This window comes from Streptomyces sp. NPDC043427, assembly GCF_056436655.1.
The window spans coordinates 249367-271909 of the sequence record NZ_JBWKCC010000002.1; the positions used below are offsets into that span (position 1 = coordinate 249367).

Sequence of the window (22543 nt, forward strand, 5' to 3'; positions counted from 1 at the left end):
GCCGCCCCCCTCCCCCCCCCCCCCCCCCCCCCCCCCCTCTACCCCCCCCCCCCCCCCCCCCCCCCCCCCCCCCCCCCCCCCCCCCCCCCCCCCCCGGGGCGGCGAAGCCACGGTGCCGGGCGCAGGCGTCCCCGTACCGTGGGGCTCCCCGACCGTTCCCGCCGCCGGTGCCGCCGGTGCCGCCGTGCCCTGCGCCGGAGTGGCCGCGGGGTGCTGCACCGGCGGGGCCGGGGCCCAAGGCCCGGGCTCGCCGTACGGCGGGGTGCTGTAGGGATCGGGGTCGTGCAGGGGCTTGGGCCGCTCGGAGGCCGACGCAACGACGGAACCGGACACCGCGGGCGCCGCGGCAGCGGTACGCGACTCGTCACCGGCGTCGCGCCCGCCCTCGGCGCCCGCGCGAGCCGAGGGCACACTCAGCACGTAGTCGCCCTCGTCCTCGGCCGCTGCGCCGGGACGCACCGGGGCCTCGCTCAACTCGTCATCGCCCTCACCCTCGTCCCCGACAGCCGCCCCGGCACCACCGCCAGGACCCGACGGCGAGTCGCTCACGGCGATGTCTGCCCCCGCGTCGACGCCCCCCTCCTCACCTGCACCGGCGCCGGCACGTACCGACGGCTCGCTCAGCTTGTAGTCGCCGTCGTGTGCGGCCCGGTCCCCGGAGGGGTTCCGGGGTGTCACCTCGGCGGAGGTGTCCTCGTTCATGCTCTCCCCACAGCTGGCCGCGGCACGGCACGTCGGCGTTGGCCGCAGATGATCTGCTCGGCGCGCCCGACGCAGTGTCGTGGGCGCAGCTCACCCTGGATTCAACCAGGTTCACGGGGTACCACGGCAGGGGCCGGGTCAGCGGGCCCGATCGGAGGGCGGCGAGGGAGCGGAGGTCGCGTCGGGGACAGGTGCGGCGAGCAGGCTGGCGCCCGTGGCCTCGGGTGCCGGGGTGGGGGTCCACGCGGTCAGGGCGACCGGCGGGGTCGCGGTGAGCGGACGTATCAGAGGGGACACCGCGGCCGCGCCGGCCACCACGGGTGCGGTGAGCGCGTGCAGCGTGCCCTCGTGGTACTGGCCGGCGACCGGGGAAGGCCCCCCGGGCAGCAGAGGTGCGGAGACCTCCGTCGGGGCAACCGGCGTCTCACCGAGGGTGCCCTGGCCGCCCTGGGCGACCAGGGGGCCGACGGGACGGCGGCGCAGGGTCTCGGGCACCGCGGCGGCCCCCGTGCCCTGGGTCGTGCCCTGGGTCCGCGCGGGCGTCACGTTGCTGCCGCCGGTGCTGCCGCGTGCCTCGGTGTCCGCGGGGAGGCCGTTGGTCATGCCGCCCAGCGCGATCGCGGCCAGCGACACCGCCCCGGCGGCGACGAAGGCGAACCGCATTCCGCGCGACCGCTCGGCGTCGCCGCGCCCCACGGCGTGGATGCGGAAGCCGCGGTCCGGGGAGGAGGGCGCCAGGACGGAGTCGTGCCCGCCGACGGGGACGTAGCCGAATTCGAAGTGGTCCCTGCGCCTCACCCCGAAGATCCCGCCGGCCCCGGGCGGTCCGGAGAACCCGCCGAGGCCTCCCCCGCCGAGCGGCGAGCCACCACCGTCCGGGTCACCTCCCCCGGGCAGCCCCTGGAGACGGGCCAGGAAGCTCTCGGAGGGGGTGGGCGGAGCGACCTCCGCGAAGACGTTCTTCAGTCGGCGCTGCGCGTCGACCTCCGCCTTGCACTTCGGACAGGTGGCCACGTGCGCCAGGACGCGCTCACGCGTGTCATGACCGAGCTCTCCGTCCACCAGGGCGGAGAGTCGGTCTCCCAGATGCTGTTCCGCGAGGTGCCCCTCGCCGGGTTTCGGCCGTGATCCGTTCACGCGGTCGCGCCCCCTCCCCCCAGTGCGGGGACACGAGGCACGAAGGAGCGGCGCTCGGCGCGGGCCTCCGGCGAACGGTGCGCCAGGGCCTTGCGCAGCTGGGAGCGGCCGCGGTGGATGCGGGAGCGGACCGTGCCGAGTTTCACGCCGAGGGTCGCGGCGATCTCCTCGTACGACAGTCCTTCGATGTCGCACAGGACGACCGCGGCGCGGAACTCGGGCGCGAGGGTGTCGAGGGCCACTTGGATGTCCGCGTCGAAGTGCGCGTCGTTGAAGACCTGCTGGGGGGAGGGGTCGCGGCTGGGCAGTCGCTCGGCCGCGTCCTCGCCGAGGGCGTCGAAGCGGATGCGCTGCTTGCGGCGGACCATGTCCAGGAAGAGGTTGGTGGTGATGCGGTGCAGCCAGCCCTCGAAGGTCCCCGGCGTGTAGGTCGACAGGGAGCGGAAGACACGGACGAAGACCTCCTGGGTGAGGTCCTCCGCGTCGTGTTGGTTGCCGGTGAGGCGGTATGCCAGCCGGTAGACCCGCCCGCTGTGCGTGCTGACGATCTCCTCCCAGGTGGGCGGAGTCCACGCCTGCCCGTCCGCGTCGGTGGAGAAGGTCGCGGTCTGGGTCTGGTCAGCGGCGTGGCTGTGGTCAGCAGCGGTGTCGTTCACGGATTTCGGCCTACCCGCCGATCCGAGGAAGCGCAGCAGCGCTCCTCTCCGATCCACAGGCGCAGCCGCACCTCCCCTGTCGGCTCTGGTGGTGTCCAGTGGAGCCCCTACCATAGCCACCTCGCCCGTTAGCTCCGGATAAGCGGTTTTACGAGAATTTGATCTGTGCTGATACGGCTCATGCGGCTGCGTCAGCACTTGCTCGGCGTCCCGCCCGTCATCGTGATCCAACTGTGTCCCCCCGTCCTGTCTCCCACCCTTCTAAACGCCCGGTCCCATCTGCGGGTTCCCGACGGCAACGGATACAGTCACGCCGAGGCAACCACGGGGACAGGAGAGGGTCATTACCGGCAACCGGCAGACGAGCTGGGCGTTCGCCGACGCCTATGTCGCCGAGGACGAAGCGCTGCGGTGGGCCCGTGACCGGGCCCGCGAGGCAGGGCTGCGCTCGGTGTCGCCCGGCACGGGCGCCGCGCTGCGGTTGCTCGCCGCCTCCGTGGACGCCAAGGCGGTCGCGGAGATCGGCACCGGTACCGGCGTCTCCGGCATCCACCTGCTGTACGGCATGCGACCGGACGGCGTCCTGACGACCGTCGACCCTGAGCCGGAACACCAGCAGTTCGCCCGGCAGGCCTTTCGCGCCTGCGGCTTCGCCAGCAATCGCGCCCGCTTCATCCCGGGCCGCGCGCTCGACGTACTGCCCCGGCTCGCGGACGCGGGCTACGACCTGGTCTTCTGCGACGGCGACCGCCTGGAGTTCCTCGACTACCTCGCTGAATCGTTGCGTCTTCTGCGGCCCGGAGGCCTGGTCGTCTTCGAGGGTGTCTTCGCCAACGGCCGCACGGTGGACTCCGGCCCGCAGCCGACCGAGGTCATAAGGATCCGGGAGCTGCTGCGCGCGGTGCGCGAGAGCCAGGAACTGGTGCCGTCACTGCTCCCTGTGGGTGACGGCCTGCTGTGCGCGGTCAAGCGATAAGCGCCGAGAGGCGCTGACAGGCCCTCGAAAAAACCGCCGAGGCAAGCGGGAAAGCAGTGGTGCCGCCCGGAAAATCAGCCGCCCCGGCATCGGAATGCGATGCCGGGGCACTGAAAGGGTATGGTCGCTTGCGCGTCAGCCGACAACCTTCTTGAGAGCGTCGCCGAGGGCGTCGGCCTCGTCTGGAGTCAGCTCGACAACGAGCCGTCCGCCGCCTTCGAGCGGAACGCGCATGACGATGCCCCGCCCCTCCTTGGTCACCTCGAGCGGACCATCGCCCGTCCGCGGCTTCATGGCCGCCATGCTCGTTCCCCTTCCTGAAACCAGCTCATCGTCAAGGCCGACGGCCCCCGAAGGGCACGCGCAGTCCAGAGAGGGACACGCGACACCGGCATCGAACACATTGCTTCCAGGCCATTATCCCGCATCTCAGGACCCGATGACCAACATCAGTCGGCATCACTTGGGCAACGCGCGCGAGCAAAACCACTCAATTCGGCGATGTGACTGCGATACTGCGCGGCCGCACGGAGTTCCGCCCACCGAAAACCTTCGATGACTCTTTGACGCAGGTCACACGTCGCGTCCGGGCTGTGGACGGCGAACTCCGCCATGCTGTTCCTTCATACAGACGACGTACCGACCAGTACGTCGAAACCGTGACATCGGAGGGGATGCGCCATGGCCGACACCGTGCTCTACGAGGTGAACGACGGGCTCGCGACGATCACGCTGAACCGCCCCGAGGCGATGAACGCGCTGAACATCGCGACCAAGGTCGCCCTCCGGGACGCGGTCCGCGCGGCGGCGGACGACGACGCCGTACGGGCGGTACTGCTGACGGCCGCCGGGGACCGGGCGTTCTGCGTGGGCCAGGACCTCAAGGAACACATCGGGCTGCTGGCCGAGGGCTCGGGGCAGGTCATGAGCACGGTCAAGGAGCACTACAACCCGGTCGTGCGGGCGCTGACGGAGATGGCGAAGCCCGTCGTCGCCGGGGTGAACGGGGTCGCGGCGGGCGCCGGCTTCGGATTCGCGCTCGCCGCGGACTATCGGGTGGTGGCGGACACGGCGGCTTTCAACACGTCGTTCGCCGGGGTGGCCCTGACGGCCGACTCGGGCGTCTCGTGGACGCTGCCGCGGGTGGTCGGGCCTGGGCGCGCTACTGACCTGCTGCTTTTTCCGCGGAGCGTGAAGGCTCAAGAGGCGTACGAGCTGGGGATCGCCAACGTCGTCGTCCCTGCGGCGGAACTGCGGGGCGAGGCGGAGCGTGTGGCGCGGGCGTTGGCCGAGGGGCCGACGGTGGCCTACTCGGCGCTCAAGGAGGCGGTGGCGTTCGGGCTGTCCCACTCGCTGGCGGAGACCCTGGAGAAGGAGGATGAGCTGCAGACTCGGGCGGGGGCGTCGGAGGACCACGGGATCGCGGTGCGGGCCTTTGTGAACAAGGAGAAGCCGAAGTACTTGGGCCGGTGAGTCCGGGGGCTTCAGCACTGTCGGGGGGTGCGGGTTCGTCGTGGCTCGTCGCGCCCACGCGGCGGAGCCGCATGGCGATACGCCCCCGCGCCCCTCAGCGGCTCACGCAGGTTTTCAGGTGATCGTTCACCAAGCCGCACGCCTGCATCAGGGCGTATGCCGTCGTCGGGCCCACGAAGCGCAGGCCCCTCTTCTTCAGGGCCTTGGAGAGGGACGTGGACTCCGGGGTGATCGCGGGGACGTCGGCCAGGGTTTTCGGGACCGCGTGGGTGGCCGGGTCGGGGGCGTGGGACCAGATGAGGGTGTCCAGCTCGCCCGGCGCCCACTCGGCCAGCACCCGCGCGTTGGTGAGCGTCGCGTCGATCTTGGCGCGGTTGCGGATGATGCCGGGGTCGGCGAGGAGGCGGTCGCGGTCCTCGTCGGTGAAGGCGGCGACCGAGGCGATCTTGAAATCGGCGAAGGCGGTGCGGAAGCCCGGGCGGCGGCGCAGGATGGTGATCCAGGAGAGGCCGGACTGGAAGGCCTCGAGGCTGAGGCGTTCGAAGAGGGCGTCGTCGCCGTGGACCGGGCGGCCCCACTCCTCGTCGTGGTACGTGATGTAGTCCGGTGTGGACAGGGCCCAGGGGCAGCGCAGCGCGCCGTCGGGGCCCGCGAGGGCGGTGCCGTCGCTCACTGGTGGTCCTCCGGCGCGTGCTTCTCCATGGAGACGTGGGACGCGGCGGCCTGGGCGCCGGCCAGCGCGGACTCCAGGTCGGCGATGCGGGCGTCTCTCTCCGTGAGCTCGGCGGCGAGGCGGTTGAGCGCGTCGTCGACGTCGTTCATGCGGTAGCCGCGGGCGGCGAGGGGGAAGCGGAGGTGGTCGATGTCGGCGCGGTTGAGCGGCCGGTCCACGGGCAGCGGGTCGTGGAGGCGCTCGGGCGGGGCCTCGGGCAACGGGCCGGTGCCCTCGCCGCCGCCCACCACGGCGAGTGTCACCGCGGCGACCACGACGGCGAGCGCGACGACCAGGAACAGGAACATAACCATGGCTTGAGGCCCCACGCTCTGTGTGCTCGAAAGTCGAATGTGTCAGGGTCCGATCGTGCCATGAGCCTCCGACAGTTAGGGTCACAGGCGGGCGAAGAGCAGGACGAACCACAGGTCGTACTAGGAGAGTGCACACGGGATGCTCAGGTTGGGCAGGCGGGAGTTCGCACCGCACGAGCCGGTGATCATGGCGATCGTGAACCGGACCCCGGACTCCTTCTACGACCAGGGGGCCACGTTCCGCGACGAGCCGGCCCTCGCGCGCGTGGAGCAGGCGGTGGCCGAGGGAGCCGCGATCATCGACATCGGCGGGGTGAAGGCGGGGCCCGGCGAGGAGGTGACCGCCGAGGAGGAGGCGCGGCGGACGGTCGGCTTCGTGGCGGAGGTCCGGCGGCGCTTCCCGGACGTCGTCATCAGCGTGGACACCTGGCGGGCCGACGTCGGCGAGGCGGTGTGCGAGGCGGGCGCGGACCTGCTGAACGACGCGTGGGGCGGGGTGGACCCCCGGCTGGCGGAGGTCGCAGCGCGGTACGGGGTGGGGCTGGTGTGCACCCACGCCGGCGGCGCGGAGCCGCGGACGCGGCCGCACCGGGTGACGTACGACGATGTCATGGCCGACATCCTGCGGGTGACCGTGGCTCTGGCCGAGCGGGCGGTATCGCTGGGGGTGCCGAGGGAGTCGGTGCTGATCGACCCCGGGCACGACTTCGGCAAGAGCACACGGCACAGCCTGGAGGCGACCCGGCGGCTGGACGAGATGGTCGCCACCGGATGGCCCGTGCTGGTGTCCCTGTCGAACAAGGACTTCGTCGGCGAGACGCTGGACCGCCCCGTGAAGGAACGCGTCGTCGGCACCCTCGCCACGACCGCCGTGTCCGCCTGGCTGGGAGCCCAGGTCTACCGCGTCCACGAGGTCGCGGAGACCCGCCAGGTCCTCGACATGGTCGCCTCCATCGCGGGCCACCGCCCTCCGGCGGTGGCCCGACGCGGGCTGGCGTAGTCCAGGCGGCTCAACGCCCCGGGACCCCGCCCCGCCGTCCGACGCCGGCCGGGCGTTCTCAGCCCGTCCGGCGCTTGAAACCTTTCCGGCCACGGCCCTAGCGGCCCGCCTCCTTGGACACCAGCGCCACCGCCTCGTCCACGTCGTCCGTCAAGTGGAACAGCAGGAGATCGTCCGCCGAAGCCTTGCCCTGGGCGATCAGGGTGTTCTTGAGCCAGTCGACGAGGCCGCCCCAGTAGTCGGTGCCGAACAGGACGATCGGGAAGCGGGTCACCTTCTGGGTCTGGACGAGGGTGAGGGCCTCGAAGAGTTCGTCGAGAGTGCCGAGACCGCCGGGGAGGACCACGAAGCCCTGCGCGTACTTGACGAACATCATCTTCCGCACGAAGAAGTAACGGAAGTTCAGGCCGATGTCGACGTACGGGTTGAGCCCCTGCTCGAAGGGGAGCTCGATGCCGAGGCCGACCGAGATGCCGCCCGCCTCGCTCGCGCCCTTGTTGGCGGCCTCCATCGCGCCGGGACCGCCACCGGTGATGACCGCGAACCCGGCCTCGACCAGACCGCGACCCAGCCGGACGCCCGCCTGGTACTCCGGCGACTCCACAGACGTACGCGCCGAGCCGAAGACGCTGATCGCGGCGGGGAGTTCGGCGAGCGTGCCGAACCCCTCGATGAACTCCGACTGGATGCGCAGCACGCGCCAGGGGTCCGTGTGCACCCAGTCCGACGGGCCGCCCGCGTCCAGGAGGCGCTGGTCCGTCGTACTCGCCGTGACCTGGCCTCGTCGCCGGAGGACCGGTCCCAGCCGCTGCTCCTCCGGCGGCTGCTTCTTCCCTTCGGGGTTACCGGTAGCCATGTGCGCTCCCTCCGCTTGCCTGTTTCCACCTCAGCGTAGATCTACGCGGGTTACGTACGGGGGACGTCGGCATGTCTGCCGTACCAGCGCCGTCACGCCGTCAGCCAGGCGCGCAGCCGCTCCTCCCCCGCGATGATCTTCGCCGTGTCCACCCGTTCGTCCCGCTTGTGCGCCAAGTGGGGGTTGCCGGGGCCGTAGTTGACCGCCGGAACGCCCAGCGACGAGAACCGCGACACGTCCGTCCAGCCGTACTTGGGCTGCGGGATGCCGCCCACCGCCTCGATGAAGGCGGCCGCGGCCGGGTGGGAGAGTCCGGGCAGGGCACCGGGGCTGTGGTCGTCCACCACGAACTCGGCCACCCCGCAGTCCGCGAAGACCTCCTCGACGTGCGCGATCGCCTCCTCGGGCGTCCGGTCGGGCGCGTAGCGGAAGTTGACGGTGACCACGCACTCGTCGGGGATCACGTTCCCGGCGACTCCGCCGCTGATGCCCACCGCGTTGAGGCCCTCCCGGTACTCCAGGCCGTCGATGACGGGGTAGCGCGGCTCGTACGACGCCAGGCGGGCCAGGATGGGGGCCGCCGTGTGGACCGCGTTCGAGCCCATCCAGCTGCGCGCCGAGTGGGACCGCTCGCCTTTCGTCTTCAGCAGCACGCGCAGGGTGCCCTGGCAGCCGCCCTCCACCTGGCCGTCCGACGGCTCCAGCAGCACCGCGAAGTCGCCCTCCAGCCACTCCGGGTGCGCCTCGGCGACGTGCTTGAGGCCGTTGAGGTCGGCGGCGACCTCCTCGTTGTCGTAGAAGACGAAGGTCAGGTCGCGGTTGGGGGCCGGGACCGTCGCCGCGATACGCAGCTGCACCGCCACGCCCGACTTCATGTCGCAGGTGCCGCAGCCCCACAGGACGCCGGCCTCGTCGAGCCGGGAGGGGACGTTGTCCGCGATCGGGACGGTGTCGATGTGGCCGGCGAGGATCACACGCTCGGACCGCCCCAGGTTCGTCCGGGCGATCACGTTGTTGCCGTACCGCTCCACCGTCAGGTGCGGCAGCGTACGCAGCGCGGCCTCGACGGCGTCCGCGAGCGGCTTCTCGGTGCCGCTCTCCGAGGGGAAGTCGACGAGACGCGCCGTGAGCGCGGCGGCATCCAGCGTGAGGTCAAGCGAGGTGTCGGCCATGGCAACGACCCTAACGCGCCAGACCTGAGCGCATGGTCCGAACCCGGCTCGGCGGAAACCGTACCGTCCAGTACCTTGTACGCGTGCCAGAGCCGTCCCCCTCCTCCCCCAAGCGTCGCGGCCGTCTCCTCCGTTACGGGGCGGCGCTCGTCGCACTGTCCTCGGTAGCCGGTTACCTCGCGGTGCAGTACGTCACCGGAGGAGCGGGCGACCCGGGCTGCAAGGTCGTCGCCGGCAAGGGCGCCGGGACCTACGAGTTCTCGCCCGAGCAGGCGGTGAACGCGGCGACGATAGCGGCCGTCGGCACCAACCGCGGTATGCCCCAGCGGGCCGTGACCATCGCGCTCGCCACCGCGCTCCAGGAGTCGGGCCTGCGCAACATCGAGCACGGCGACCGCGACTCCCTGGGCCTCTTCCAGCAGCGGCCCTCGCAGGGCTGGGGCACCCCGGACGAGATCATGGACCCGATCTACTCGGCGGACATCTTCTACAAGCACCTCACCAAGGTCCGCGACTACACCCGTCTCCCCCTGACCGTCGCCGCGCAGCGCGTGCAGCGCAGCGGCTACCCGGAGGCGTACGCCAAGCACGAGCCGGACGCCACGCTGCTCGCCGCCGCTCTCACCGGGCAGGCGGCGGCCACGCTGACCTGCGAGGGGCGCCCCGGCGCCACCCCGACCGACGGGCCGGACGCGGTGCGCCTGGCGCTCGTACGGGACTTCGGGCAGGGCGCTGTGCAGAAGGCGGGCGCCGAAGTCGGGGACAAGGCGTCGCCCACGCCGTCGGCGAGCACTGTCCCGACCGCCACGACCGACGGGCGGACGGTCACCGTGCCGGTGCCGGAGGACCCGAAGGACGCGTCCGGGCGCAGCGCGCGGGAGCGGGGCTGGCAGCTGGCGCACTGGGCGGTGGCCAACGCCTCCGCGCTGCACATCGAGCGCGTGTCGTACGCCGGCCGGGAGTGGACCGCCGGGAACACCGACAGCCGGTGGCGGGCGACCCGTACGCAGGACGCGGCCGGGGCGGGGCAGTCGGCGGGTGCCGGGGCGGGTTCCGTGCGGATCGTGACCGCGCAGTAGTACGAGCCCTCCCCCGCAAGGGTCACCTGGGCGGCGACGTGCGCGGGGTGTGGCGCACTCGGCCCCGCGACGTCGGACCCCTTGGGAACAGTGGGCCGGAAGGATTCAGCGGGCTTTCGGGCGGGGGGTTCTTTGCCCGTTTTTATCCGTAGCTGATTCCGCGACGCATTGCCAACTCTTTACGTCGGGGCGCCGCAACCTTCACGGAGTTCGAGCGGTAGTCACTGCGTCCGAGGTCGGACACGTCAACGTTCCCTTCCGTCAAAGGAGCATCATGTCCCTCCCCCTGACCCGTCGGATCGCCCAAGCCGCGCTGATCGTCGCAGCGGGAGCGGCCGCCGGGATCGGTGCGGCCGGCTCCGCCAGCGCGGCCCCCGAACTGCCCGCCACCCCCAACCTCGGCGGGGTCGCGCCCCTGGACGGGGCGAACGCCGGCAAGACCCTCGGCGGGGCGACGCAGCACGTCACCGGGCTTGGCGACACCGGCAGCAAGGCGGTCAAGAAGATGGTTCCCGACACGGGCAAGACCGGCAAGACCCTGAAGAAGGCGGCGCCGGACGCGCAGAAGACGGCCGGCGAGGTGGCGGGCTCCGCCGGGGACGTCGTCGGGGACACCACGTCCAAGGCGACGAAGGGTGGGCTGCCGACGGACTCGCTCACGAAGGGTGCGAAGGGCGGCCTGCCGGGTGGGCTGCCGCTGGGCGGCTGATGGCCGGTTTCGCCGGGCGACGGGGTTCAGGACGGTTCCTGGGCCCCGTCGCCCTTTGGTGCGTCCGCAGCCGTGCCGACGTGGCTTTCACGTCACGCCAGGCGCGCTACCGCCGCCTGTACCCGCTCGTCCGTCGCCGTCAGAGCCACCCGTACGAAACTCGCGCCCGCCTCGCCGTAGAAGTCGCCCGGCGCCACCAGGATGCCGAGGTCGGCCAGGTGGGAGACCGTGTCCCAGCAGGACTCGTTCCTCGTGGCCCAGAGGTAGAGGCTGGCCTCGCTGTGTTCGATGCGGAAGCCGTGGGAGAGGAGGGCCTGGCGCAGCAGGGTGCGGCGGGCCGCGTAGCGTTCGCGCTGCTCGTGGACGTGGGTGTCGTCGCCGAGGGCCGCCACCACCGCCGCCTGGGTGGGCGACGACGTCATCATGCCGCCGTGCTTGCGGATCTCCAGGAGCGGGGCGAGGACCGCCGGGTCACCGGCGAGGAAGGCCGCCCGGTAGCCGGCGAGGTTGGAACGCTTGGAGAGGGAGTGGACCGCGACCAGGCCGTCGTAGGAGCCGCCGTTGACGTCCGGGTGCAGGACGGACACCGGGTCGGCCTCCCAGCCCAGCTCGAGGTAGCACTCGTCGGAGAAGACGAGGACGCCGTGCTCGCGGGCCCAGGCGACGATCCTGGTCAGTTCCTCCTTCGAAAGGACCTTGCCCGTCGGGTTGGAGGGGGAGTTCAGCCAGAGAAGCCGGAGGTTCGTGGGGTCCAGGTCCGTGGGGCCCGGCGCGTCATCGCCTGGTGTCAGCGAGTAGACCTCGTACTCCGCGCGGGCCAGGCGGGCGCCGACCTCGTACGTCGGGTAGGCCAGGCGCGGGTAGGCCACCTTGTCGCCTGGGCCGAGGCCCAGCTGGGTGGGGAGCCAGGCGACCAGTTCCTTGGAGCCGACGATCGGCAGGACGTGGCGGTGGGTGACGTCACGCGCGCCCAGGCGCCGCTCGACCCAGCCGGTGATCGCGTCGCGCAGCTCGGGAGTGCCCCAGACCGTCGGGTAGCCCGGCGAGTCCGCCGCCGAGATCAGCGCCTTCTGGATCAGCTCGGGCACCGGGTCGACCGGCGTGCCGACGGAGAGGTCGACGATGCCGTCCGGGTGAGCGGCGGCCGTCGCCTTGTAGGGCGCCAGCTTGTCCCAGGGGAAGGTCGGAAGGCGGTCGCGAAGCGACCCTGTGGAAGCGTGGTGGGGGGCGACGGGAGGGCGGTCGGGGACTGCGGACACGGGTGGCTCACTTTCTTGCGTTCTTACGGCAAACGCCTCGGTCCCGTACGGCGCTGATCACGAGCGATCAGGCCGTACGGGACCGAGGCGGCGCATGCGGGACCGCCGTCCGGCCTACTCGGCCTGCGGCGGCAGCGCGGCGATGAAGGGGTGGTCGCGCTCGATCAGCCCCAGCTTGCTGGCGCCGCCCGGGGAGCCCAGCTCGTCGAAGAACTCGACGTTCGCCTTGTAGTAGTCCTTCCACTCCTCGGGAGTGTCGTCCTCGTAGAAGATCGCCTCGACCGGGCAGACCGGCTCACAGGCACCACAGTCGACGCATTCGTCCGGGTGGATGTACAAGGACCGCTGGCCCTCGTAGATGCAGTCGACCGGGCACTCCTCGATGCACGCCTTGTCCTTGACGTCGACACAAGGCTGCGCGATGACGTAGGTCACGCTGTCGTTCCTCCTCGATAGGGCGCTGGCGGGCCTCCTCAGGCTCCGCCGCCTGGCGCGCGGGAGCGCGGCGTCGTCGATGCCCGCCCCTAGTATCTCCGTTCTTGGGCATGATCCGAACAGGAGGGGTGAACTGACCTGTGGAAATCTCTGCCACCGGACGCCTCGAGGTCCGTATCACCGCTGCTGACGTGGGTAAACGAGTCTCCGTACGGTGCTTGAGGGAACCTGGTGCGTCAACGGAGAAGTTCACTGACACGGTGGGTGTTCTCACATCATGGGACAACGGTGTGCTGGTGATCACACGAAAGAGCGGGGCGAGCGTCCTGATCCCGGAGTCGTCGCTGGTCGCGGGCAAGGTCGTACCGGCGGCCCCGGCGCGGCGCCGGGGGCCCGCCGCCTCGTACGAGGAACTCGCCCGCGTCGCCGCGCGCGCCTGGCCGCCGGTGGAGAGCGAACGGCTCGGCGAGTGGGAGCTGCGGGCAGCCGAGGGGTTCACCCGGCGCGCCAATTCGGTGCTGCCGCTCGGTGACCCCGGGATGCCGCTCGGCGAGGCCCTCGCCGCCGTCACGCGCTGGTACGGCGAGCGCGGCCTGCCTGCGTACGTGCAGACCGCGACCGGTGCCGAGGGCACGCAGGAGCTGCTGTGCGCGGAGCTGGAGCGGCGCGGCTGGGTGCGCGAGGTGACCGCCGAGCTGTGGATCGGGGGGCTCGCGGCCGTCGCCGACCAGGAGGCGTCGGTCGAGGTCTCCGTGGCGCGGGAGGCCGGCGAGTCGTGGCTTGCGCGGTACCAGCGCAAGGGGATGAGCGAGGTGGCCCTGAAGGTGCTGGGAGGGGGGTCCCCCCGCTCGAGCGAAGCCGGGAGTCGGGGAGGGCCCTCGGTGTGGTTCGCGTCCGTCCCGGGTGCGACGGCCGGGGCGCCGCCCGCCGCCATCGGGCGGTGTGTCGTGGACGGGCGGTGGGCCGGGTTCGCCGCGGTCGAGGTCGACCCGGCGCTGCGGCGGCGCGGGCTGGCCACCGCGGTGATGGTCGCGCTGGCCCGGCGGGCCCTGGACGAGGGTGCGTCGGCCGCCTGGCTCCAGGTCGAGGCGGACAACGCGGGGGCGCGGGCGTTGTACGCCGAGATGGGCTTCGCGGCGCATCACGCCTACCACCACTATCGGCAGCCACCGGCTTCCGGCTCCGACCTCGGCTGAGGGGACACGAACCGCCATGTACGAGCCCCCTGCGCCCTCCCCCTGCCCCCCGCCGCCCGAGCGCGCCGCCGAGGTGCGGCGGCGGTTCGCCGAGGAGGTGCGGTCCGAGCGGCCCGATCTGTCGACGCTGTGCCTGCTGGTGGGTGCGGCGGCCGACGGAACACTCGACGAGGCGGGCATGGACGCGGCCCAGGTGGAGCTGGACGAGCTGGCCGGCCGACTGCCGTTCCGGCCCGGCGGGCCGCGCTCCTGGGCCGGTGCGCTGCGGGAGCTGCTCGGCGGCCGGCTGGGGTTCCGTGGCACCCCCGGCGCATATCAGCGGCTGGAGTCCTCGCTGCTGCACGAGGTGCTGCGGCAAAGGCGCGGGCTGCCGATCCTGCTGTCGGTGGTGTGGGTGGAGGTCGCCCGGCGGGCGGGGGCGCCGGTGTACGGGGTCGCGCTGCCCGGGCACTTCGTCGTCGGGTTCGGGCCGGAGGACGCCCAGGTGCTCGTGGATCCGTACGACGGGGGGCGGGTGTTGACGGGGTCGGACGCGGAGACGCTGGTGGCGGGGGCCACGGGGGCGTCGTTGGAGCCGTCGATGTTGGAGCCCGCGGATCCGGTCGAGGTGATGGTGCGGATCCTGAACAACATCCGGGCGTGGGCCGCGGCCCGGCCCGAACGGTCGGATGTGGCGTTGTGGGCGGTGGAGTTGTCGTTGGAGGTGCCCTCGCATCCGGCTCGACTGCGGTACGAGCGGGCGCAGTTGTTGGTGCAGAGGGGGGATTTCGTGGGGGGTGCGTTGGAGTTGGAGGCGTACGCGGAGGTGGTCGGGGCGGTTGACGAGGCGGCGGCGGAGAAGGTGCGGGGGCAGGCCTTGGCGGCTCGGGCGCGGCTCAACTGAAGAGCGCCGTCCGGGGTTCTCCTGTTGTCGGGTGCGGACGCGTGGTGGCTGATCACGCCCACGCGGCGGAGCCGCACATCGGCTACAGCCCTGCGCCCCTGGGGGGTTACAGCCAGCCCTTCTCGCGTGCGACCCGGACCGCCTCCGCTCTGTTGCGTACCGCCAGCTTCTGGATGGCCGTCGACAAGTAGTTGCGCACCGTCCCCTGGGACAAGTGCAGGGTCGCCGCCAGTTCCGCGTTCGTGGAGCCGTCTGCCGCTGCCTTCAGGACCTCGCGCTCCCTGTCTGTCAAAGGGTTCGCGCCGCCCGCCAGGGCCGCTGCCGCGAGGGTGGGGTCGATGACGCGTTCGCCGGAGAGGACCTTGCGGATGGCGGCGGCCAGTTGGGCGGCGGGGGCGTCCTTGACGAGGAAGGCGTCGGCGCCGGCTTCCATGGCGCTGCGGAGGTAGCCGGGGCGGCCGAAGGTGGTGAGGACGACGAGCTTGAGGGCGGGCAGTTCGCGGTGGAGCAGGGCCGCCGCCTCGATGCCCGTGGCGCCCGGCATCTCTATGTCGAGGAGGGCCACGTCCACGTCGTGTTCCCGGGCGGCCGCGAGGACCTCGTCGCCGCGGGACACCTGGGCGACCACCTCGATGTCCTCCTCGAGGCCGAGCAGGGCGGCCAGGGCCTCGCGGACCATCGACTGGTCCTCGGCGAGGAGGACCTTGATCGTACGGCTCATGACGCGGATCCTACGTCCGCGGCGGCGGGGACCGACACGCGGGCGACCAGGCGGAAACCGTGCTTGGTGCGGCCCGCCTCCAGCGTGCCGCCCGCCTTCTCCAGACGCTCGGACAGGCCGGTGAGGCCGTTGCCGGGGGCCTTGCCGGAGCCGCCCGAGCCGTTGTCCTCGACGGAGAGTTCGAGGGTGGGGCCGTCGAGGGTCTGGCGGCGCAGCAGCTCCACCGTGCAGCGCTGGGCGCCGCTGTGCCGTACGACGTTGGTGACGGCCTCGCGCAGGGCCCAGGCGAGGGCGGCCTCGCTGTCCTCGGAGATGCCGGTGAGGTCGGGTTCGGCGGGCAGTTCCGCGGTGACGCCGGCGGCCGTCAGGGCGACCTGCGTGCCGGCGAGTTCGGCGGCCAGGCGGGGGCGCCGGTAGCCGGTGACGGCCTCGCGGACGTCGACGAGGGCCTGGCGGCTGACCTGTTCGATGTCGGCGACCTGCTGGGCCGCCTTGTCGGGGTGGTCGGGCAGCATACGGCCCGCCAGCTCGCTCTTCAGCGTGATCAGGGAGAGCGAGTGGCCGAGCAGGTCGTGCAGGTCACGGGCGAGACGCAGCCGCTCCTCGTTGGCGGCGAGCTGGGCAACCGTGGCGCGAGCCTTGCGCAACTCGATCGTCGTACGGACCAGTTGGCCGACGCCGGTCATCGCGTAGCCGATGAGCAGGACGAGGAGCAGCAGGTTGCCGGCCTCCTCCTCGCCGCCGTGGAGGCCCACCAGCATCATCACGCCGCCCGTCGCGGGGATCGCCCAGTACGCGAGCTGCAGCGGGAGGATGATCCCGCAGGCCACGGAGACGTAGCAGAACAGGCCCAACCAGGCTGGGCCGAAGGTCAGGCAGAGCAGGATGGCGAGCGCGGCCAGGCCGAGGATCAGGCAGCCGACGAGCCGTCGGCCGTAGGGCCGGCCCATGTTCCGGAAGACCAGCGCCAGATAGAGCCCGACGAAGGCCGCGAGGCCGGTCCAGCCGGCCACGGTGGCGCCGGTCGTGTGGTTGCCGGAGACCAGGTCGTGCACGGGCGAGCTGAGGAAGACCAGCCAGACGCCGATCCACGCGCTCTTGCGCAGCCGCTCACGCCGATTGCGGGGCGGCTGCCCCATCAGCGTCAGCCGCTCCGCTCTCTGCTCCTCGGACCGCGGGTCCTGCGTCATCGCGTTCACGCCTTCAGCGTGTCCTTCCGGTACAGCCAGGCCGCGCCGCCCGCGAACAGGACGAAGGAGACGGCGAGCACGGCGATGTCCTGGGCCTGCGGGGCGGAACTCTGTTCGATGGCCCGCCCCAGGTCAGCGTACGCGTGCGTGGGCAGCCACTTGGCGATGTTCTGGAGCCAGGCCGGGAAGGTGGAGGACGGGAACCACAGGCCACCGAGGATCGACAGGCCGAAGTAGATGATCATCGTGATCGGGCGGACCGCGTCCCCGGAGGCAAGGTAGCCGATGGCGACGCCGAGCGCGGCGAAGACCAGGCTGCCGGCCCAGATCGCGCCGGTGAGGGCGAGCCACTGCCAGGCCTCCAGGCGTACGTCCTTCACGGCGGCGGCGACCAGGAAGACGACCACGATGGATGGCAGGCTGATCACCGCGGCACTGGCGGTCTTGGCGAGGACGTAGCCGCGCCCGGGCAGCGGGGTCAGCCGCAGCTGCCGTACCCAGCCGCTCTCGCGCTCCTTGGCGATGCGCTCGCTGTTGCCCATCAGGACGGCGGTCAGGGCGCCGAAGGAGGCCATGGAGACCATGACGTACGCCGCGACGGTCAGACCGGTGCCGTCGACCTTGTCGTCGGTCCCGCCCTGGTTCGAGGCGAGCAGGAAGATGATCGCGGGGTAGATCACCGAGAAGAACAGGAACTTGCGGTTGCGCAGGGCGCGGGCGAGCTCGAGCTTGATGAGACCGTTCATGACTGCTTGGCCTCCTCGGCCTCGGTGATGGCGACGAAGGCCTGCTCGAGCCCGAGCCCGGCGACTTCGAGGTTGCGGGGGTAGAGGCCGAGCCCGTAGAGGGCGTGGACGGTCGCGTCGGCGTCGGAGGACTGGATGCGGATGGTCTGGCCGCCGCTTCCCGCGGCGGAGCCGCTGTTGGACACAGTGATGGAGGTGAGGAACGGCAGGGCGCGGATCGGTGCCTCGTCGATCGTGCCCTCCAGGTCGAACGACACCCGCCGCGCCCCCGCCTTCGCCTTGATCTCGGCGGCCGTGCCGTCGGCGAGCAGCCGTCCCCGGTGCAGCACCAGCACCCGGTCGGCGATGGCGTCCGCCTCCTCCAGGTAGTGGGTGGCGAAGAGGACCGTACGGCCCTGGTCGGCCTGCTCGCGCATGGTGGCCCAGAAGGCCTGGCGGGCGGAGACGTCCATGCCGGTGGTCGGCTCGTCCAGGACGATCAGGTCGCTGTCGCCGGCGGTGGCGAGGGCGAAGCGGACTCGCTGGGCCTGGCCGCCGGAGAGCTTGTTGACCTTGCGGTCGGAGATCTGCGAGATGCCGGCGCGGGCGAGGACGTCGCCCACCTTGTACGGCTTCGGGTGCAGGGCGCAGGCGAGCTTCACCAGCTCGGCGACCGTGACCTCGTCCATCAGCCCGCCGCTCTGCAGCATGGCGCCCACCCGTCCGGCGACGATGGCCTCGCGCGGGCTGGTGCCGAACACAGAGACAGTGCCGCTGTCGGGGCGCTTCAGGCCGAGGAGCAGATCGAGGGTGGTGGACTTGCCGGCCCCGTTCGGCCCGAGGAGGGCGACGGTCTCGCCCGGGTACAGCCGGAGCGAGAGCCCGTCGACGGCCCGCACACTCCCGTACGTCTTGGTCACCTGATCGAAGCCGACCACCGGGGTGGTGGTCGTCGCCGCTGTCGTCGTCATGGGAGCCATCGTGGCCGCGGCGGCCGGTGGCCCGGCAGTGTCGGCGGTCCTGAGTGCCGTATGACAGATGTCATGCTCCGCACGACGCGGAGGGGGCACCCGGCGTCGGCCGGGTGCCCCCTCGCTCGTGCGGGCCGTCAGTTCGGCGTGGTGTCGATGACGCCGACGCGGTCGGCCTTGCTCTTCAGGGCCGGGCGCAGGGCCTGGATGACGTCCTGGACCGTGACCGGCGTCTTCTGGCCGGTGCCGCGGGTGATCAGCACACCGTCGAAGGCGCTGCCGTACAGCTCCTTCAGCGCGGTCTCGTTGTAGCTCTCGACGAGCTTGCCGTCGACGGCCTTCACGCCGAGGAACTTCCACAGCGAGTTCTGCGGGCTGAACGGAACCGTGTGGGCGGCGTCGGTCTGGACCGTGACCCGGGCGGACATCGCCGGCTCGGCGAACTCCTTCATCATCCGGTCGACCTCGGCATTGGAGATCGTCGGCTGCTGGGTGGTCGTCGGGACCTTCACCGGCGTGGGCGAGCCGGTCTCCACCAGGGTGCGGTACGCCTGCACGACCGACGTCTGGGCCTGGGCGACGGCGATGCCCTTGCCCGGCTTGCCGTAGACGGCGACGGCCTTGCCGGACTCGAACTTGATCGTTCCCTCGGTGACCGAGCCGGAGCCGCCCGCAGCGCTCTGCAGGGCCGCCCGCAGCTTCTCCTCGTCGACCGGCATGACGGGGTCGACGACCCGGTGCTGGCCGAACAGCGAGCCGACCACGGAGACCGGGTTGTAGTCGCTCTGGGCGGCCGCGTCGACCGTGGCCTGCATGTCGAACTGCAGGCCCGCCTGTTCCGGCTTGAGGGCGACGGTGCTGCCGTCGACGGACAGCTTCAGCGTCTGCTTGGTCCGGCCGTCGAAGGCGCTGTCGAGCTTCTTGACGGCCTCGTCGCGGGTGCCGCCGCCGATGTCGACACCGAGCACGGTGGTGCCCTTGGGCACGTCGGAGTGGTTCATCAGCAGCCCGGCGCCGTAGACACCGGCCCCGGCGACGACCACGAGGGCGCCGAGCAGGACCAGCTTGCTGCGGCCCTTCTTTTTCTTCTTGGCCTGGGCGGCGGGCTTGCTCTGCGCGGCCGGCTCGGGCTTCGCGGGCGTGTGCGGCAGCGGGCCGTCGGTGTGCGCGCCGGGCCCGAACGGGCTCTGCTGGCCGCCCGCGGGCACGACGGGGATACCGCTGGTCAGGGTGTGCCCGGAGACGTTGTCGGCGGGCCTGCCGTAGCCGCCCGCGGCGGGCTCGGGGGCCTGCTTCTGCGGCGTGAGGATCGCGGTGTCGTCGCTCAGACCGGCGGCCGGGGGGCGCCCGGCCTGCGGACCGGCGCCGGGGACCATGCCGGGGCCGCCAGGACCACCGGGCCCACCAGGGACACCGGGCCCACCAGGGACACGCGGGCCTGCGGGACCGCCCGAGCTGGGGGCACCGGGGCCACCTCGACCGATCGCGCCACCCGGGGCACCCGGGCCACCCGGACCGCCGCCAGGGCCACCCGGGGCACCGGGGCCACCCCGACCGATCGCGCCGCCCGGGCCGCCACCCGGGGCACCCGGACCGCCGCCAGGGCCACCCGGACCGCCACCGGGGCCACCCGCACCGATCACGCCGCCCACCGGCGGCACCATCGGACCGTCTCCCGTGACCGGACCGCCGGTCGGGCCCGCGGGGCCCTGCGGCCCGCGCTGTCCGCCGCGCTCGTTCGGCCCGCCGAAGCCACCCTGGCTGCCTGAACCGGCCGGACCACCCGGACCACCCGGACCACCCGGGCCGCCCTGGCCGCCGTTGCCGCCCGGGCCGCCAAGACCGTTCGTACCGCTGAAGCCGTTCTGCCCGCCTTCGCCCTCCGAGAAGTACGGCAGCTCGTCGCGACGCGGCTCCGTGGCGCCGGGACGCGAGCCGCCCCGCGGTCCCGCGGCCAGCGCCTCGGTCACGTCGAAGGAACCGGTGCCGCCGCCGTGCCCGGGCGCGACCGGACCGCCGGTGGCACCGGAAAGCCCCGCACCGTTCGTACGGCCGCCCTTGGCACCGCCCGGGGCGCCCATGGAGCCGACCACACCACCGGGACGACCGGCACCGGGCCGCGCGCCACCGGCCGCACCGCCGGACGCGCCCGCACCGCCGGACGTACCGGACGCGCCGGTGCCCGAACCGCCGGAGGCAGCCGCGCCCGAACCGCCCGGCAGACCGGCCCCGTTGGCGGAGCCGCCGCCCGGACCGCCCTTGGGGGCGCCGGACTTGCGGGGCGCGAACCAGTCGCTGGTCTTGTCCTCGGCCGAGGCCGGGCCCGCCGGATCGGCGGACGGTGCCTCGACCGTGCCGGTGGACGTGGCGGCACTCGCCGTCTGCGTCTCGGCACCCGAGTCCTCGCCGCCGCCGTCGGAGTCCCCGACGGGCTTGCGCACGACGACCGGTGGAATGGGCCGCGATCCGGGGATGTTGATCCGGATCCTGGTGGTCAGCGTGGTCTCGGTCTTGCGCTCCTCCGGCTGCGCGGCCGAACGGGCCGCGTCCGTACCGGCGTCGGAAGCCATGGGGGTCCCGTACGGCGGCGTGCCCGAGGGGTATGCGGCTCCGCCGCGCCCGTTGGGCCCGGTGGACGGAGTGTCAGTTTCACGACTCAAGGCAGGTTCTCCCGGTTGGCTCCGCCGCCCGTCACGACCTCACGCGGGCACCTCGGCGGCGCGCACCACCATACTGGCCACTACTGGCGCTTATCCCACGACCGCTGGGGAAACCCGCACGGGACTCGCACGCGGAACGTCCGGCGAAGTGGTACGTCACTTGCCAAGTCGGACGCCGGGACCCCCAGGTTGCCGCCCTCCGCCAAGGGTGGCACAGATCACAGCGAGGGCCATTCCGCCGAGCAGGAAGATGTACGAACCGCCTCCGGCACCGAAGAGGAAGTCGCCTTCCGGGCGGCTGGCGGTGAGCAGGACGACGGTGACCATCCAGCCTGCGGCGGGCGCGACGGCGCCGCCCCGGCTGTTCGTCGCGCGGGCCCCGCCGAGGAAGAGCCCGGCCGCGCCCACGAGCGCGAGCAGCAGCCCGCCCGGGAACAGACCTGCCTGGACCAGCGACCCGGCCAGGGCGACCACCGCGCCGAGCACGAAGAGCCCCAGCAGCGCGGCGGCCCGCCCACCGGAAGGACGTTGCAGCGGCTGGGCGAGCATGGAGCCCCCACCGTCGGTCTTCATCAGGCCTCCTCGATCCCGGCGAACAGATCGGTCTCCCGCTCGGTTTCCCGCTCCTGGGCCGCCCGTTCTCCGCGCACCAACTCGTAGTACTCGGTGGTGAGAAGTGGCTGGGCGAGTTCGTTGGAGAGGGCGAAGTACGGCTCGGCGACCTCGATCTGCGTGGCGTGCGCGCGCATCGCGGCGGCCTTGGCAGCGGCGTACGCGGTGCCGTCGATCTCCGCGCTGATCCGGCCCTCGTCCACGACACCGGGTACGTCGTCCACGGCGGCGGCCTTGGTGAAGGGCAGGCCGGGGAGGTCGTCACGGAGGCGGGCGAAGGCGTCCTCGACGACCGGGCGCGGGACGCGGTTCCAGTAGACCTTGGCGATCTCCCAGCCCCGCTCGGCCGCGAGCTCGACGGCGCGCATGGCGACGCGGTGGGCCTGGATGTGGTCGGGGTGGCCGTAGCCGCCGTTGTCGTCGTAGGTGACGAGGACCTGGGGGCGCACCTCGAGGATCACCTCGACGAGGCACCCGGCGGCCTCGTCCACGTCGGCCTGCCAGAAGCTGCCCTCGTCGTCGTTGTCGGCCAGGCCCATCATCCCGGAGTCCTGATAGCGAGAGGGCCGGCCGAGGAGACGGTGGTCCCGCACGCCCAGGTGAGCCATGGCCGCGCCGAGCTCCCGCATCCGCTCACGACCCAGGGCGTCGCCCGTCAGGTGTCGCAGCTCCGGCGGGATGACCTCGCCCCGCTCACCGAGGGTGCAGGTGACCAGGGTCACATGTGCACCCTCGGCGGCGTACTTGGCCATCGTCGCGCCGTTGTTGATCGACTCGTCGTCGGGGTGCGCGTGCACCAGCAGCAGACGACGGGCGGGCAGTTCCGTCATGACCCCAGCGTACGGGGCCGGACGGACCCTAGAACTTGATGCTGCCGATCATGCTCGCCACGCTTGTCGTCAGGTCGTTGATCGTTCCCGCCATCGTCGAGGAGGCGAGATAGAAGCCGAGCAGGATGCAGACGACCGCGTGGCCGCCCTTCAGTCCTGACTTCTTGATCAACAAGAAGACGATGATCGCCAGCAGCACCACCGCCGAAATCGAGAGTGCCATTGGCGGCTCACCTCCAAGAACCCGGGAACGTGGGGAATACAGTGCGAGGGAA

General features: G+C 72.1%; 25 protein-coding genes. 7 read left to right on the plus strand and 18 right to left on the minus strand.

The window, feature by feature from the left end; all coding sequences use genetic code 11:
• Nucleotides 1-840 precede the first annotated feature (840 nt).
• Both AC067M_RS05010 and sigE read right to left on the minus strand, forming a co-directional pair.
• Entirely contained in the window at nucleotides 841-1839 is a 999-nt protein-coding gene (locus AC067M_RS05010; RefSeq protein WP_478695564.1) for an anti-sigma factor family protein, read from the minus strand.
• Nucleotides 1836-2609, minus strand: coding sequence for an RNA polymerase sigma factor SigE (gene sigE / locus AC067M_RS05015; RefSeq protein WP_478695565.1), 774 nt, complete (start codon nucleotides 2607-2609; stop codon nucleotides 1836-1838). The genes AC067M_RS05010 and sigE overlap by 4 nt, the downstream gene beginning before the upstream one ends.
• A gap of 163 nt (nucleotides 2610-2772) precedes the next feature.
• Here sigE and AC067M_RS05020 point away from each other — a divergent pair, with 163 nt between their 5' ends.
• Nucleotides 2773-3471: an O-methyltransferase gene (locus AC067M_RS05020; RefSeq protein WP_133927252.1), complete on the plus strand. Its 699-nt coding sequence runs from the start codon at nucleotides 2773-2775 to the stop codon at nucleotides 3469-3471.
• Nucleotides 3472-3606: 135 nt separating this feature from the next.
• Here AC067M_RS05020 and AC067M_RS05025 read toward each other — a convergent pair whose 3' ends face one another.
• Both AC067M_RS05025 and AC067M_RS05030 read right to left on the minus strand, forming a co-directional pair.
• Complete coding sequence (locus AC067M_RS05025) at nucleotides 3607-3774, minus strand: DUF3117 domain-containing protein (protein WP_003966491.1); 168 nt, start codon at nucleotides 3772-3774, stop codon at nucleotides 3607-3609.
• A gap of 146 nt (nucleotides 3775-3920) precedes the next feature.
• Nucleotides 3921-4085 (minus strand): hypothetical protein, encoded by a 165-nt coding sequence (locus AC067M_RS05030; RefSeq protein ID WP_478695566.1) that lies wholly within the window; start codon nucleotides 4083-4085, stop codon nucleotides 3921-3923.
• A gap of 67 nt (nucleotides 4086-4152) precedes the next feature.
• Between AC067M_RS05030 and chcB the strand changes: the two genes are divergently transcribed.
• Nucleotides 4153-4944 (plus strand): 2-cyclohexenylcarbonyl CoA isomerase, encoded by a 792-nt coding sequence (chcB, locus tag AC067M_RS05035; protein WP_478695567.1) that lies wholly within the window; start codon nucleotides 4153-4155, stop codon nucleotides 4942-4944.
• A gap of 94 nt (nucleotides 4945-5038) precedes the next feature.
• Here chcB and AC067M_RS05040 read toward each other — a convergent pair whose 3' ends face one another.
• Nucleotides 5039-5617, minus strand: coding sequence for a DNA-3-methyladenine glycosylase I (locus tag AC067M_RS05040; RefSeq protein ID WP_478695568.1), 579 nt, complete (start codon nucleotides 5615-5617; stop codon nucleotides 5039-5041).
• Nucleotides 5614-5964: a DivIVA domain-containing protein gene (locus AC067M_RS05045; protein ID WP_478695990.1), complete on the minus strand. Its 351-nt coding sequence runs from the start codon at nucleotides 5962-5964 to the stop codon at nucleotides 5614-5616. Before AC067M_RS05045 ends, AC067M_RS05040 begins: the two co-directional genes overlap by 4 nt.
• A 145-nt stretch (nucleotides 5965-6109) precedes the next feature.
• Between AC067M_RS05045 and folP the strand changes: the two genes are divergently transcribed.
• Nucleotides 6110-6970 (plus strand): dihydropteroate synthase, encoded by an 861-nt coding sequence (gene folP / locus AC067M_RS05050; RefSeq protein ID WP_478695569.1) that lies wholly within the window; start codon nucleotides 6110-6112, stop codon nucleotides 6968-6970.
• Nucleotides 6971-7067: 97 nt separating this feature from the next.
• Here folP and AC067M_RS05055 read toward each other — a convergent pair whose 3' ends face one another.
• Together AC067M_RS05055 and dapE are read right to left on the minus strand one after the other, a co-directional pair.
• Nucleotides 7068-7826 carry an LOG family protein gene (locus AC067M_RS05055; protein WP_478695570.1) on the minus strand — a complete coding sequence of 253 codons (759 nt, stop codon included), beginning with the start codon at nucleotides 7824-7826 and terminating at the stop codon, nucleotides 7068-7070.
• 92 nt (nucleotides 7827-7918) lie between these two features.
• The gene (gene dapE / locus AC067M_RS05060; protein ID WP_478695571.1) at nucleotides 7919-8998 is read right to left on the minus strand and encodes a succinyl-diaminopimelate desuccinylase; all 1080 of its coding nucleotides are present in this window, start codon (nucleotides 8996-8998) and stop codon (nucleotides 7919-7921) included.
• A gap of 83 nt (nucleotides 8999-9081) precedes the next feature.
• On the opposite strand from dapE, the gene AC067M_RS05065 reads away from it, so the two are divergent.
• Both AC067M_RS05065 and AC067M_RS05070 read left to right on the plus strand, forming a co-directional pair.
• A complete protein-coding gene (locus AC067M_RS05065) occupies nucleotides 9082-10077 on the plus strand; it encodes a VldE C-terminal domain-containing protein (RefSeq protein WP_478695572.1) in 996 nt (331 codons plus the stop codon).
• A gap of 274 nt (nucleotides 10078-10351) precedes the next feature.
• On the plus strand, nucleotides 10352-10786 hold the full coding sequence (locus AC067M_RS05070) for an ATP-binding protein (RefSeq protein WP_478695573.1): 435 nt from the start codon (nucleotides 10352-10354) through the stop codon (nucleotides 10784-10786).
• A gap of 92 nt (nucleotides 10787-10878) precedes the next feature.
• On the opposite strand, the gene AC067M_RS05075 is transcribed toward AC067M_RS05070, so the two are convergent.
• Both AC067M_RS05075 and fdxA read right to left on the minus strand, forming a co-directional pair.
• Nucleotides 10879-12045, minus strand: coding sequence for a bifunctional succinyldiaminopimelate transaminase/glutamate-prephenate aminotransferase (locus AC067M_RS05075; protein ID WP_478695574.1), 1167 nt, complete (start codon nucleotides 12043-12045; stop codon nucleotides 10879-10881).
• Between the two features lie 114 nt (nucleotides 12046-12159).
• The gene (gene fdxA / locus AC067M_RS05080; protein WP_030929316.1) at nucleotides 12160-12480 is read right to left on the minus strand and encodes a ferredoxin; all 321 of its coding nucleotides are present in this window, start codon (nucleotides 12478-12480) and stop codon (nucleotides 12160-12162) included.
• A gap of 140 nt (nucleotides 12481-12620) precedes the next feature.
• Here fdxA and AC067M_RS05085 point away from each other — a divergent pair, with 140 nt between their 5' ends.
• Together AC067M_RS05085 and AC067M_RS05090 are read left to right on the plus strand one after the other, a co-directional pair.
• Nucleotides 12621-13676 (plus strand): GNAT family N-acetyltransferase, encoded by a 1056-nt coding sequence (locus tag AC067M_RS05085; RefSeq protein ID WP_478695575.1) that lies wholly within the window; start codon nucleotides 12621-12623, stop codon nucleotides 13674-13676.
• A gap of 16 nt (nucleotides 13677-13692) precedes the next feature.
• On the plus strand, nucleotides 13693-14559 hold the full coding sequence (locus tag AC067M_RS05090; RefSeq protein WP_478695576.1) for a transglutaminase family protein: 867 nt from the start codon (nucleotides 13693-13695) through the stop codon (nucleotides 14557-14559).
• Between the two features lie 106 nt (nucleotides 14560-14665).
• Here AC067M_RS05090 and AC067M_RS05095 read toward each other — a convergent pair whose 3' ends face one another.
• The 8 genes from AC067M_RS05095 to AC067M_RS05130 form a co-directional block, all read right to left on the minus strand.
• A complete protein-coding gene (locus AC067M_RS05095) occupies nucleotides 14666-15280 on the minus strand; it encodes a response regulator transcription factor (RefSeq protein ID WP_478695577.1) in 615 nt (204 codons plus the stop codon).
• On the minus strand, nucleotides 15277-16470 hold the full coding sequence (locus AC067M_RS05100) for a sensor histidine kinase (protein WP_478695991.1): 1194 nt from the start codon (nucleotides 16468-16470) through the stop codon (nucleotides 15277-15279). The genes AC067M_RS05095 and AC067M_RS05100 overlap by 4 nt, the downstream gene beginning before the upstream one ends.
• Nucleotides 16471-16475: 5 nt before the next feature.
• A complete protein-coding gene (locus AC067M_RS05105) occupies nucleotides 16476-17216 on the minus strand; it encodes an ABC transporter permease (protein ID WP_478695578.1) in 741 nt (246 codons plus the stop codon).
• Complete coding sequence (locus AC067M_RS05110) at nucleotides 17213-18166, minus strand: ABC transporter ATP-binding protein (protein WP_478695579.1); 954 nt, start codon at nucleotides 18164-18166, stop codon at nucleotides 17213-17215. The genes AC067M_RS05105 and AC067M_RS05110 overlap by 4 nt, the downstream gene beginning before the upstream one ends.
• A 137-nt stretch (nucleotides 18167-18303) precedes the next feature.
• A complete protein-coding gene (locus tag AC067M_RS05115) occupies nucleotides 18304-20826 on the minus strand; it encodes a hypothetical protein (RefSeq protein ID WP_478695580.1) in 2523 nt (840 codons plus the stop codon).
• 156 nt (nucleotides 20827-20982) lie between these two features.
• Nucleotides 20983-21399 (minus strand): DUF6113 family protein, encoded by a 417-nt coding sequence (locus tag AC067M_RS05120; protein WP_478695581.1) that lies wholly within the window; start codon nucleotides 21397-21399, stop codon nucleotides 20983-20985.
• Nucleotides 21399-22268, minus strand: coding sequence for an N-acetyl-1-D-myo-inositol-2-amino-2-deoxy-alpha-D-glucopyranoside deacetylase (gene mshB / locus AC067M_RS05125; RefSeq protein ID WP_478695582.1), 870 nt, complete (start codon nucleotides 22266-22268; stop codon nucleotides 21399-21401). Before mshB ends, AC067M_RS05120 begins: the two co-directional genes overlap by 1 nt.
• A 28-nt stretch (nucleotides 22269-22296) precedes the next feature.
• On the minus strand, nucleotides 22297-22491 hold the full coding sequence (locus tag AC067M_RS05130; protein WP_030783885.1) for a hypothetical protein: 195 nt from the start codon (nucleotides 22489-22491) through the stop codon (nucleotides 22297-22299).
• Between the last annotated feature and the right edge of the window lie 52 nt (nucleotides 22492-22543).

What these genes read in the sequence shown, in the direction of transcription:
- AC067M_RS05045 (WP_478695990.1), bottom strand. Translation starts at nt 5,964, where the DNA reads ATGTTCCTGTTCCTGGTCGTCGCGCTCGCCGTCGTGGTCGCCGCGGTG.
- AC067M_RS05120 (WP_478695581.1), bottom strand. Translation starts at nt 21,399, where the DNA reads ATGAAGACCGACGGTGGGGGCTCCATGCTCGCCCAGCCGCTGCAACGT.
- AC067M_RS05105 (WP_478695578.1), bottom strand. Translation starts at nt 17,216, where the DNA reads ATGAACGGTCTCATCAAGCTCGAGCTCGCCCGCGCCCTGCGCAACCGC.
- AC067M_RS05090 (WP_478695576.1), top strand. Translation starts at nt 13,693, where the DNA reads ATGTACGAGCCCCCTGCGCCCTCCCCCTGCCCCCCGCCGCCCGAGCGC.
- AC067M_RS05100 (WP_478695991.1), bottom strand. Translation starts at nt 16,470, where the DNA reads ATGACGCAGGACCCGCGGTCCGAGGAGCAGAGAGCGGAGCGGCTGACG.
- AC067M_RS05110 (WP_478695579.1), bottom strand. Translation starts at nt 18,166, where the DNA reads ATGACGACGACAGCGGCGACGACCACCACCCCGGTGGTCGGCTTCGAT.
- sigE (WP_478695565.1), bottom strand. Translation starts at nt 2,609, where the DNA reads ATGGTAGGGGCTCCACTGGACACCACCAGAGCCGACAGGGGAGGTGCG.
- chcB (WP_478695567.1), top strand. Translation starts at nt 4,153, where the DNA reads ATGGCCGACACCGTGCTCTACGAGGTGAACGACGGGCTCGCGACGATC.
- AC067M_RS05025 (WP_003966491.1), bottom strand. Translation starts at nt 3,774, where the DNA reads ATGGCGGCCATGAAGCCGCGGACGGGCGATGGTCCGCTCGAGGTGACC.
- AC067M_RS05130 (WP_030783885.1), bottom strand. Translation starts at nt 22,491, where the DNA reads ATGGCACTCTCGATTTCGGCGGTGGTGCTGCTGGCGATCATCGTCTTC.
- AC067M_RS05030 (WP_478695566.1), bottom strand. Translation starts at nt 4,085, where the DNA reads ATGGCGGAGTTCGCCGTCCACAGCCCGGACGCGACGTGTGACCTGCGT.
- folP (WP_478695569.1), top strand. Translation starts at nt 6,110, where the DNA reads ATGCTCAGGTTGGGCAGGCGGGAGTTCGCACCGCACGAGCCGGTGATC.
- AC067M_RS05070 (WP_478695573.1), top strand. Translation starts at nt 10,352, where the DNA reads ATGTCCCTCCCCCTGACCCGTCGGATCGCCCAAGCCGCGCTGATCGTC.
- mshB (WP_478695582.1), bottom strand. Translation starts at nt 22,268, where the DNA reads ATGACGGAACTGCCCGCCCGTCGTCTGCTGCTGGTGCACGCGCACCCC.
- dapE (WP_478695571.1), bottom strand. Translation starts at nt 8,998, where the DNA reads ATGGCCGACACCTCGCTTGACCTCACGCTGGATGCCGCCGCGCTCACG.
- AC067M_RS05095 (WP_478695577.1), bottom strand. Translation starts at nt 15,280, where the DNA reads ATGAGCCGTACGATCAAGGTCCTCCTCGCCGAGGACCAGTCGATGGTC.
- AC067M_RS05055 (WP_478695570.1), bottom strand. Translation starts at nt 7,826, where the DNA reads ATGGCTACCGGTAACCCCGAAGGGAAGAAGCAGCCGCCGGAGGAGCAG.